Genomic DNA, 8,548 nt, shown 5'->3' with positions numbered 1-8,548 from the left:
GAAGGACGGAAGGACGGGAGGCGGGGAACGGCGGGCGGGGGACAGGGAGCGACGGGCGGGGGACAGGGAGCGACGGGCGGGGGACGGGGAGAGCGGCGTCGGAAACAGGTCAGAACCGCCGCTCCGCCCGGCGCCGCATCCAGAACGTGCCGCCGCCGGCGACGGCCGCGGCGACGAGCCCGGCGCCGATCGCCATGTCGGCCACCGTGGCCCCGCTGGAGCTGCCGCCGCCGACGCCGGCGCGGACACCACCGATGACGGTGAAGGCCGCCGGACGGGTCAGCCGCCTGCCCGAGCAGTTCACCGTGACCGTGATGTCGTACGCCCCCGGCCGGGCGTCCTGCCTGATGACGGCGGTGCCCCTGGACGTCGCGTTGGCACCCGTCACCGGGGTCAGGGCGGTCGTCCCGAACGCGTCCGAGGTCATCATTCCGCCCTGCGGGCAGCCGTCGACCGTCACGGTCATCTGACCGCCGCGGGCGACCACGCTGGGCAGGGCGACGATGTTGCTCGGGGTGTTCCGGTCGTCGCCGGCGGTGGCCGTGGGGGCGGCCAGCCCGAGGACGGCGACCGCGGCGCCGACGGCCGCCAGGGCACGAGTGTTACGCATGTGATCCTCCGCGGAAGACGCCCCGGGACCCGTCCCCGGTCGTTCGGCGAGAAAGCGTCTCCCTGATAGACCCTCAGTTACCGTGCCGCCAGCCGCATTTCGGGATGGTCCGTCCTGGTGAGGGGCCTGCCGCGCCGGCCGTCGCGCCGCACGGCGTCGCCGCAGGTGACGAGCCGTCAGGAGCATCCTTCCGGGGAAGTCCCGGATGGCTCACGGCAGGGCTCGGGCGCCACCCGTTCGCCGCCGTCCCGTCGCCGCCCGCGAGCACGGCCCTTAGCGTTCTCGTAGGCGCGGATGGCACGGCGACGGCCGGGCCGAGAGGGGATGGCGAATGGTTGCGTCCGAGGTGGCCGAGGAGGAGGGGCGCCCCGGGAAGCGCGCTCCCTGGGGCGTGATCGCGCTGGTGCTGCTGACCGGGCTCGCGCTCATGCGCAACGGTTCGGGGGAGTTCGACGCGGGCCCTCCCCAGCCGGTGCCGGCCGCCGCCTCGGACAGCCGCGTGGCCGGCCGCGACGGCGCCGCCGGCCACGCGCCGCTGCCGTACGCGGTGCCCGACCGGGTCACCGTCCCCGCCATCCGGGTCGACGCGCCGGTCACGCCGGTCGGTCTGGACGCGGACGGCTGGGTCGGCGCGCCGCCGCCGGAGGACCCGAACCTGGCCGGCTGGTTCACCGGCGCGGTGTCCCCGGGCGAGAAGGGCACCGCGGTCGTGGTCGGCCATGTCGACAACAGGCAGGGCCCCGCGGTCTTCTACGGACTCGGGGCCCTGGAAAAGGGGGACGACGTCGAAGTACACCGCCAGGACGGGAAGACAGCGGTGTTCGACGTCTACGGCGTCGAGGTGTTCGCGAAGGACGATTTCCCGGGCGACCGGGTCTACGCCTCCAAGGGCGGCCCCGAACTGCGGGTCATCACCTGTGGCGGCGCCTACTCCCGGCAGCACGGCTACGAGGGGAACGTCGTCGTCTTCGCCCGCCTGGCCGGTGTCCGCTGAGCGTGCCACGGCGGCGCGCGCGTGTCCGGGCTACGGCCGCCGGGGGACGGTGAGGTGGTAGCCGGAGTCCAGCAGCTCGGGCAGATAGACGCGCAGGGCGCGGACGCTCTGCGAGCGGTCGCCCCCGGCGTCGTGGGAGAGCACCACGACGCCGGGGGCGGCGCCGTCCTCGACCCGGTCGACGATGGTGCCGGTGCCGGGAGTGGTCCAGTCGAGGGTGTCGACGGTCCAGGCGAGCGGTTCCATGCCGAGTTCCGCGCCGAGCTGGAAGGCGGCGCGGTTCCACGCTCCGTACGGCGCCCGGAACCAGCGCGGCGGCTCGCCGTAGGCCTCCTCGACGACCTCGCTCGTGCGCTCCATCTCGGACCTGATGCGGCGCCGGGTGAGGGTGGTCAGCAGGGGGTGCGACCAGGTGTGGTTGCCGACCACGTGTCCTTCGTCGGCCATCCGGGACAGCAGGTCCCGGTGGTAGTCCGCCATCTCCCCGCACACGAAGAACGTCGCGCGCACCTCGTACTTCGCCAGGATGTCCAGGATGTCGGGGGTGTAGCGGGGATCGGGGCCGTCGTCGAAGGTGAGCATCATGGTGCGGCCCCGGCCGGACATGCGCAGGATCGGCTCGCTGCGCACCGGGGGCCGCCGGGGCGCGGTACCGGGTGTGTCGTAACCGGTGAGGGGCCGCAGGCGGTACGCGGAGGGCTTGAGCGGGCGGCGTGCCGGGGGCCCCGGGGCGGGGGCGACCGGCCGGGCGGGGCCGTCCCCCAGGCCCACCGCGAGCGCACCGGCGGCGCCGGCCGCTCCCACGGCCGCGGCACCGGCGAGCAGAGCACGACGCCGTGTGAGCAACTGATCCTTCTCCATGACCCATCAGTCGCCCGGCCACGGTCCGACGCACCTGAGCAACACCGGCGCGGCGGCACGGAACCACCCGCCCGGCCCAAGACCGGGAACGGCTCCGATAGCCTCGCCGCGTGACGGAACAGCACTCCTACCAGTTCGAACGGGGCACGGACGGCCCCAAGGTCGTCGTCGTCGGTGTGGACGGCTCCGACTCCTCGCTCCGGGCCGCGGCCTACGCCGGCGGCCTGGCCCGGCGGCAGGGCGCGCTGCTCGCCGTGGTGTACGTGCAGCCGGTGCTGGCGGCGGGTGCGGCGCTCGGGGCGCCGGTGGCGGAGGCGACCGACGAGATCGCCGAGGACCTGGTGGCCCACATCAGGGAGGCGACCGAGCGGGTGAAGGGGATATTCGACATCCGCTGGGAGTTCCACACGTTCCGCGGCGACCCGTACAGCGGCCTGGTGCGGGCGGCCGACCAGCTCAAGGCGGACGCGGTGGTGGTGGGGGCCTCGGAGCAGGCCGGTCACCGGTTCGTCGGCTCCGTGGCGGTGCGGCTGGTGAAGGCGGGGCGCTGGCCCGTGACCGTGGTGCCGTAGGACCGGTCGGAGCGGTGCGTGCGTCGTGGCTTCCGTCGCGGACGGGTGTGCGTCATCATGATCCACCGTCAGCCGTTTGCCGTTCACAAAGAGGTGAGGCGCATGGCCGGGTTCCGCTGGGGTGAGGGCGTTCTCCGCCGCAAACCCATCGAGCACATCGAGGAGACGGAGAGCGCCGAGGGCGGGGGCCTGGAGCGCTCGCTGGGGCTGTGGCAGCTGACCGCGATCGGCGTCGGCGGCATCATCGGAGCCGGCATCTTCACGCTGGCCGGCACGGTCGCCAACGGGACGGCGGGCCCGGCCGTGCTCGTCTCCTTCCTCATCGCCGGTGTCGCGAGCGCGGCGGCGGCGCTGTCGTACGCCGAGTTCGCCGGGCTGATCCCGAAGGCGGGGTCCGCGTACACCTACGGGTACGCGGTCCTCGGTGAGCTGGCGGGCTGGTTCATCGGCTGGGACCTGCTGCTGGAGTACACGGCGATCGTGGCGGTGGTCGCGATCGGCATCTCCGGCTACTTCAGCTTCCTGATCGGCGAGATGGGCGCCGACCTGCCGAACTGGATGCTGGGCGCGCCGGGCACCGGCGACGGTCACCGGGTCGACCTGTTCGCCGCGGTGCTGTGCCTGTTCATCGCGTACCTGCTCACCCTCGGCATCAAGAACGCGGCCCGCTTCGAGATGGTCGTGGTCGTGCTGAAGGTGCTGGTGGTGCTGCTGGTGATCACGGTCGGCGTCTTCCACATCGACACGTCGAACTACAACCCGTTCTTCCCGTACGGGGTGAGCGGCGCGTTCACCGGCGCGGCGACGGTGTTCTTCGCGGTCTTCGGCTACGACGCCATGTCGACGGCGGCGGAGGAGTCGAAGGACTCCCAGCGGCACATGCCGAAGGCGATCGTCTACTCGCTGGTCATCTCGATGGTGCTGTACGTGGCCGCCTGCCTGGTGCTGACCGGCATGCAGAACTACAAGGACATCGACAAGGAGAGCGGCTTCTCGACGGCGTTCAAGTCGGTGGGCCTGGGCGGCCTGGCGGATGTGATCGCGGTGGGCGCCATCATCGGCATCCTCACGGTGATGTTCACCTTCATGCTGGGCGTCACCCGTGTGTGGTTCAGCATGAGCAGGGACGGGCTGCTGCCCAAGTGGTTCGCCAAGACGCACCCGACACGTCGGGTGCCGACCCGGGTCACCTGGATCGTCGGGGTCGCCTCGGCCGTGATCGCGGGGTTCCTGCCGATCGGCGAGGCGGCCGAGCTGACCAACATCGGCATCCTGCTGGCGTTCGTGGTGGTGTGCGCGGCGGTGATCGTGCTGCGCTACCGGCAGCCGGACCTGCCGCGCACCTTCCGTACCCCGTGGATGCCGGTCGTGCCGGCGCTGGGGATCGTCTTCTCGCTCTGGCTGATCACGTTCCTGCAGTGGCAGACCTGGGCCCGCTTCGCCGTGTGGTTCGCGGTCGGCCTGGTGGTCTACTTCGGGTACTCCTACCGCAGGTCGGAGCTGGCACGCCGTTAGAGGGTGCGGAGGAAGCCGGCGAGGATCTCGTTGAAGACCTCGGGCTTCTCCATGTTCGGGTAGTGCGCGGTGCCTTCGACGGTGACGGAGCGCCCGTCCGGGACCGTACGGGCGAGCCGTTCCGCCTCGGCGATCAGGTCGGGCGCGTCCAGGCCGCCGTTGACGGTGAGGACCGGGACGCCGATCCCGGGGACCCGGGCCCAGGTGCCGGTCAGCGGCACGTGCAGGTTCTCCTCGTCCGGGGTGTGCTTGGAGAGGGTGCCGAGGGCCATCTCGCGCAGCCGGCGCGCGAGGGCCGGGTCGATGTCGTCGGCGCTTCTGCCCTCCCCGGGAACGAAGCGCAGGAACGCGGCGAGCCAGCCCTCGATGTCTCCCTCACCCAGTGCGCGGGCCTGCTCGGCCTGCACCTGCCGCACCCACGGGTCGGTGTACTCGAACTCGCTGGTGGCCGCGCCGGAGGCCACCACAGCACGGACCAACTCCGGGTACTCCAGCACCGTGTCGGTGGCGATGGCCCCGCCCATGGACACACCGACGAGCACCGCGGGCCCGGCGTCGAGGTGGCGCAGCAGGGCGGCGAGGTCGTCGGCCCAGCGGAAGGGCCGGGTCGCGTTGGCCGAGGCGCCGTGGCCGCGCACGTCGGGGGCGATCACGCGGCACCCGTCGGCCAGGGCCGGTATCTGGTCGTCGAAGACCCGGTGGTCGGTGAACCCGGGGTGCAGCAGGACGACCAGGTCCCCGGCACCGGCGTCGCGGTAGGCGAGGTCGCCGTCGGCGGAGGCGAAGAAGCGCAGATCGGAAGCAGCAGTCATGACAACCAAGGTGTCATCCTGACCCCATGTTTGGCAACCTGGGTGTCATGATGGCGAGGTGAACGACATCGACGAACCTCTTCCCCCGGACATGCTCGCCCGCCGCCTCACCGAGGTGTACGACGCGATCGGCCCCCTCTACAGGCGCGCCCAGCGCAGCGTCGAGCAGGGCCTGGCCGCCCACGGCCTGTCCGTGGGCGTCCGCGCCGTACTGACCCTGCTGCACCGCAACGGTCCGATGACCGTGCCGCAGATGGGCCGGGCCCAGGCGATCAGCCGCCAGTTCGTGCAGCGCATGGTCAACGACGCCGCGGCCCGGGGCCTGGTGGAGAGCGTCCCCAACCCCGCGCACCGGCGGTCGTCGCTGATCCGGCTCACGGAGGAGGGCCGGGCCGCGATCACGGCCGTCCTGGACCGGGAGCACCTGCTGCTGCGGGAGGTCGGCGGGGACCTCACGGACGCCGACGTCACCACGTGCCTGCGGGTGCTCGGGAGCATGCTGGACGCCCTCGACCACGTGGACGTCGCGTGACCTACTCCCCCGGCACCAGCGCCCGGCCGAGGTTCACCACCTCGCCGGTGTCCGCGGCGGACGGGGCCGGATCCGGGGGCCGCGGCGGCTCCTGCTGACGGGCCTGACAGGCCGCTCCGGCGGCGAGGAGGGCGGTCAGGACCAGGGCCACCTGCCGACTGCGTGTGATCATCCGTTCACTCCGCTGAGGTCGCGCGCACCAGTGAAGGCGCATGAAAGTCGCATTTACCTACGAATAGATAAGGAGGCTCTCGTCGTCACGGGTGGCTCCGACACGCTCATTAGCCCGTCCGGCGCGGGCGGACCGGGTGCGCCGACCGTTCGTCGAACCGTTCGTCGACGCGATCGACCGTCCGCCGCACACCCGTGCGCGCGCCCTGTCCCCGGACGGCGCCCTGCGATGCCATACGGCCATGACGGCCGGAACCACTCTGACGGACAGGACGCACGGGACGACCGCCGAGCACGAGCTCGCCGCACTGCAACGCGAGCACGGCCGGCCGCTCTTCGCGCTGCTGCTGCGGCTGAGCGACGGCGACCGGCAGCGCGCCGAGGACCTCGTGCAGGAGACCCTGGTCCGCGCCTGGCAGCACCCCGAGGCGCTGCGCGCCGACGACTTCGACTCCGTACGCCCCTGGCTGCTCACCGTCGCCCGGCGCCTGGCGATCGACGCGCGCCGGGCCCGGCAGGCGCGGCCCGCGGAGGTCGGTGACGCCGTGCTGGAGAACGCACGGGTCTGCGCCGACCACGCCGAACGGGCGGCCGCGGCCCTCGATGTCCGCGAGGCTGTGAAGACACTCACTCCGAAGCACCGTGAAGTCCTGGTGCTCGTGTACTTCCAGGGGGCGAGTGTGGCGGAAGCCGCGGCGGCCCTGGGCATCCCACCCGGTACCGTGAAGTCCCGCGCGTACTACGCGCTGCGCGCCCTGCGCAGGGTGCTACCGGGATACACCGCCGACCTGCGGTGAAACCGGCCCCATGGTCAAGCCTCCGTAAAGCGCCTTGCCGTGGACCCCGGTTGGGTAATCGGCTGTCCTCATCCGTGTTCCGGACGGGGACCCTTGACCCGGGTCGGGCGACGCGCAGGACCGGAGGAAGGCAGGAAGGGATGCAGCACAGAGGCCAAGAGGGCACGGACGGCACCGGTGGGGGCGAACTGGCCGTACCCATGGCGTGGTTGTACGCCGAGTACATCGCCGACGAACTGCTGCGGACCGGCGACCTGATGCCGCCGACGTCCTTCGAGTTCCGCGCCGGTCGCGACGCCCTTGCGCTGACCGTCTTCCTGTCCGACACCGACGACGAGCTCGGCGGCGTCCGGGTCGTCACCCGGCTGGAGACGTGGCTGTCGCTCACGGCCTACGACCAGCCGTGGCAGGAGTGGGTGCGCGAACGCCTGGCCGAGCTCACGGCCGACGCGGCCGCCGCCGGCCGGGACGCACCGGACCTGGACCTGGCCCGGGCCGCCTGGCGCTGGCTGCGGGAGACCGAGCTGCTCGCCCCGGACCTGAACGCGGTGCCCGGCGGGGCGCCGGTGACCGCGGAGGACGAGGGACCCAAGGTGTGGACGCCCGCCTGGCAGCTGGGGCTGCCCCTCGGCCACCTCGCCATTCACCTCTTCTAGCGCCCGGCGGCCGGCGGGTCCCGCGACGGTGGCCGTGCACCCCGGCGCGGCCCGCGTCCCGAACCGGTCGCCCGCTGCGAGGTGCGGACCGCGCAGGAGGAGCACCTGGTGACGCCGCCCGCTGACCGTGCGACGCCCGCTACTTGAGCAGCCGGGACAGCCTCCGGTCCGCCAGCGGCTTGCCGCCGGTCTGGCAGGTGGGGCAGTACTGGAGCGAGGAGTCGCTGAAGGAGACCTCGCGGACGGTGTCGCCGCACACCGGACAGGGCTCGCCGGTGCGTCCGTGGACACGCAGCCCGCCCTTCTTCTCGGCCTTCAGCCGGCCGGCCGCGAGGCCCCGGGAGCGTTCGACCGCCTCGGTGAGCGTGGTCCGCAGGGCCGCGTACAGGCGTGCGGTCTCCTCGTCGGTGAGCGACGCGGCCAGTTTGAAGGGGGACATCCTCGCCGCGTGCAGGATCTCGTCGCTGTAGGCGTTCCCCACCCCCGCGATCAGGCCCTGGTCGCGCAGGGCGCCCTTGAGCTGCCGCCGCTCTCCTTCGAGGAGGCCGGCGAGCCGCGCCTCGTCGAAGTCGTCGGCGAGCGGGTCGGGGCCCAGGCGGGCCACGCCCGGCACCTCCCGCGGGTCCGCCACGACGTACACCGCGAGCCGCTTCTGCGTGCCCGCCTCCGTCAGGTCGAACCCCGCGCCGGTCTCCAGGGCGACGCGCAGGGCGAGCGGGCCCTTGCCGGGGCGGGGGAGGCCGCTGGGGAGGCTGTCCCTCCAGTGCAGCCAGCCGGCGCGCGCCAGGTGGGTCACCAGGTGCGGGCCGCCGGCGGTCTCGACGTCGAGGAACTTGCCGTGGCGGTGCACGGCGGCCACCTGGTGGCCCTCCAGCGCGGTGAGCGGAGGGTCGTACGTCTTCAGGACGCTGATCGCCACGGGAAGCACGCGGACGATCTCGCGGCCGGCGAGGTGCTCGGTCAGGAAGTCCCTGAGCGCCTCGACCTCGGGAAGTTCGGGCATACGTCAAGAGTGCCACCGGGGGCCG

10 protein-coding genes and 1 pseudogene are annotated in these 8,548 nt (G+C 72.7%); 6 read left to right on the top strand and 5 right to left on the bottom strand.

The annotated features are described in order from the left end of the window. Positions 1-109: 109 nt before the first annotated feature. Positions 110-610, bottom strand: a complete 501-nt coding sequence (locus tag KUM32_RS32985; protein WP_217145613.1) for a hypothetical protein — start codon at positions 608-610, stop codon at positions 110-112. Between the two features lie 331 nt (positions 611-941). Here KUM32_RS32985 and KUM32_RS32980 point away from each other — a divergent pair, with 331 nt between their 5' ends. Then, positions 942-1,604: a class F sortase gene (locus KUM32_RS32980; protein ID WP_217145612.1), complete on the top strand. Its 663-nt coding sequence runs from the start codon at positions 942-944 to the stop codon at positions 1,602-1,604. A gap of 30 nt (positions 1,605-1,634) precedes the next feature. Here KUM32_RS32980 and KUM32_RS32975 read toward each other — a convergent pair whose 3' ends face one another. Next, positions 1,635-2,465 carry a polysaccharide deacetylase family protein gene (locus tag KUM32_RS32975; protein ID WP_217145611.1) on the bottom strand — a complete coding sequence of 277 codons (831 nt, stop codon included), beginning with the start codon at positions 2,463-2,465 and terminating at the stop codon, positions 1,635-1,637. 110 nt (positions 2,466-2,575) lie between these two features. Between KUM32_RS32975 and KUM32_RS32970 the strand changes: the two genes are divergently transcribed. Further along, a complete protein-coding gene (locus tag KUM32_RS32970) occupies positions 2,576-3,037 on the top strand; it encodes a universal stress protein (protein WP_217145610.1) in 462 nt (153 codons plus the stop codon). A 102-nt stretch (positions 3,038-3,139) separates the two neighbouring features. Next, the gene (locus KUM32_RS32965; protein ID WP_217145609.1) at positions 3,140-4,552 is read left to right on the top strand and encodes an amino acid permease; all 1,413 of its coding nucleotides are present in this window, start codon (positions 3,140-3,142) and stop codon (positions 4,550-4,552) included. Here the strand turns inward: KUM32_RS32965 and KUM32_RS32960 are convergent. Continuing rightward, the gene (locus tag KUM32_RS32960) at positions 4,549-5,364 is read right to left on the bottom strand and encodes an alpha/beta fold hydrolase (protein ID WP_217145608.1); all 816 of its coding nucleotides are present in this window, start codon (positions 5,362-5,364) and stop codon (positions 4,549-4,551) included. The genes KUM32_RS32965 and KUM32_RS32960 overlap by 4 nt on opposite strands. 58 nt (positions 5,365-5,422) lie before the next feature. Between KUM32_RS32960 and KUM32_RS32955 the strand changes: the two genes are divergently transcribed. Beyond that, positions 5,423-5,896 carry a MarR family winged helix-turn-helix transcriptional regulator gene (locus KUM32_RS32955; RefSeq protein ID WP_217145607.1) on the top strand — a complete coding sequence of 158 codons (474 nt, stop codon included), beginning with the start codon at positions 5,423-5,425 and terminating at the stop codon, positions 5,894-5,896. Positions 5,897-5,939: 43 nt separating this feature from the next. Here KUM32_RS32955 and KUM32_RS32950 read toward each other — a convergent pair. Next, positions 5,940-6,068, bottom strand: a pseudogene (locus tag KUM32_RS32950) (CapA family protein); the annotation flags it as partial. Positions 6,069-6,309: 241 nt separating this feature from the next. Between KUM32_RS32950 and KUM32_RS32945 the strand changes: the two are divergent. After that, complete coding sequence (locus KUM32_RS32945; protein WP_217145606.1) at positions 6,310-6,864, top strand: sigma-70 family RNA polymerase sigma factor; 555 nt, start codon at positions 6,310-6,312, stop codon at positions 6,862-6,864. Between the two features lie 140 nt (positions 6,865-7,004). Beyond that, on the top strand, positions 7,005-7,520 hold the full coding sequence (locus tag KUM32_RS32940; RefSeq protein ID WP_217145605.1) for a hypothetical protein: 516 nt from the start codon (positions 7,005-7,007) through the stop codon (positions 7,518-7,520). A gap of 139 nt (positions 7,521-7,659) precedes the next feature. Here the strand turns inward: KUM32_RS32940 and KUM32_RS32935 are convergent, their stop codons facing one another. Beyond that, positions 7,660-8,523, bottom strand: coding sequence for an Fpg/Nei family DNA glycosylase (locus tag KUM32_RS32935; protein WP_217145604.1), 864 nt, complete (start codon positions 8,521-8,523; stop codon positions 7,660-7,662). Positions 8,524-8,548 lie beyond the last annotated feature (25 nt).

The sequence above is a fragment of the Streptomyces sp. AC627_RSS907 genome (genome assembly GCF_019049165.1).
This window is presented reverse-complemented; position numbering and strand designations above follow the sequence as displayed.

What these genes read in the sequence shown, in the direction of transcription:
- KUM32_RS32985 (WP_217145613.1), bottom strand. Translation starts at nt 610, where the DNA reads ATGCGTAACACTCGTGCCCTGGCGGCCGTCGGCGCCGCGGTCGCCGTC.
- KUM32_RS32980 (WP_217145612.1), top strand. Translation starts at nt 942, where the DNA reads ATGGTTGCGTCCGAGGTGGCCGAGGAGGAGGGGCGCCCCGGGAAGCGC.
- KUM32_RS32975 (WP_217145611.1), bottom strand. Translation starts at nt 2,465, where the DNA reads ATGGAGAAGGATCAGTTGCTCACACGGCGTCGTGCTCTGCTCGCCGGT.
- KUM32_RS32965 (WP_217145609.1), top strand. Translation starts at nt 3,140, where the DNA reads ATGGCCGGGTTCCGCTGGGGTGAGGGCGTTCTCCGCCGCAAACCCATC.
- KUM32_RS32960 (WP_217145608.1), bottom strand. Translation starts at nt 5,364, where the DNA reads ATGACTGCTGCTTCCGATCTGCGCTTCTTCGCCTCCGCCGACGGCGAC.
- KUM32_RS32945 (WP_217145606.1), top strand. Translation starts at nt 6,310, where the DNA reads ATGACGGCCGGAACCACTCTGACGGACAGGACGCACGGGACGACCGCC.
- KUM32_RS32940 (WP_217145605.1), top strand. Translation starts at nt 7,005, where the DNA reads ATGCAGCACAGAGGCCAAGAGGGCACGGACGGCACCGGTGGGGGCGAA.
- KUM32_RS32935 (WP_217145604.1), bottom strand. Translation starts at nt 8,523, where the DNA reads ATGCCCGAACTTCCCGAGGTCGAGGCGCTCAGGGACTTCCTGACCGAG.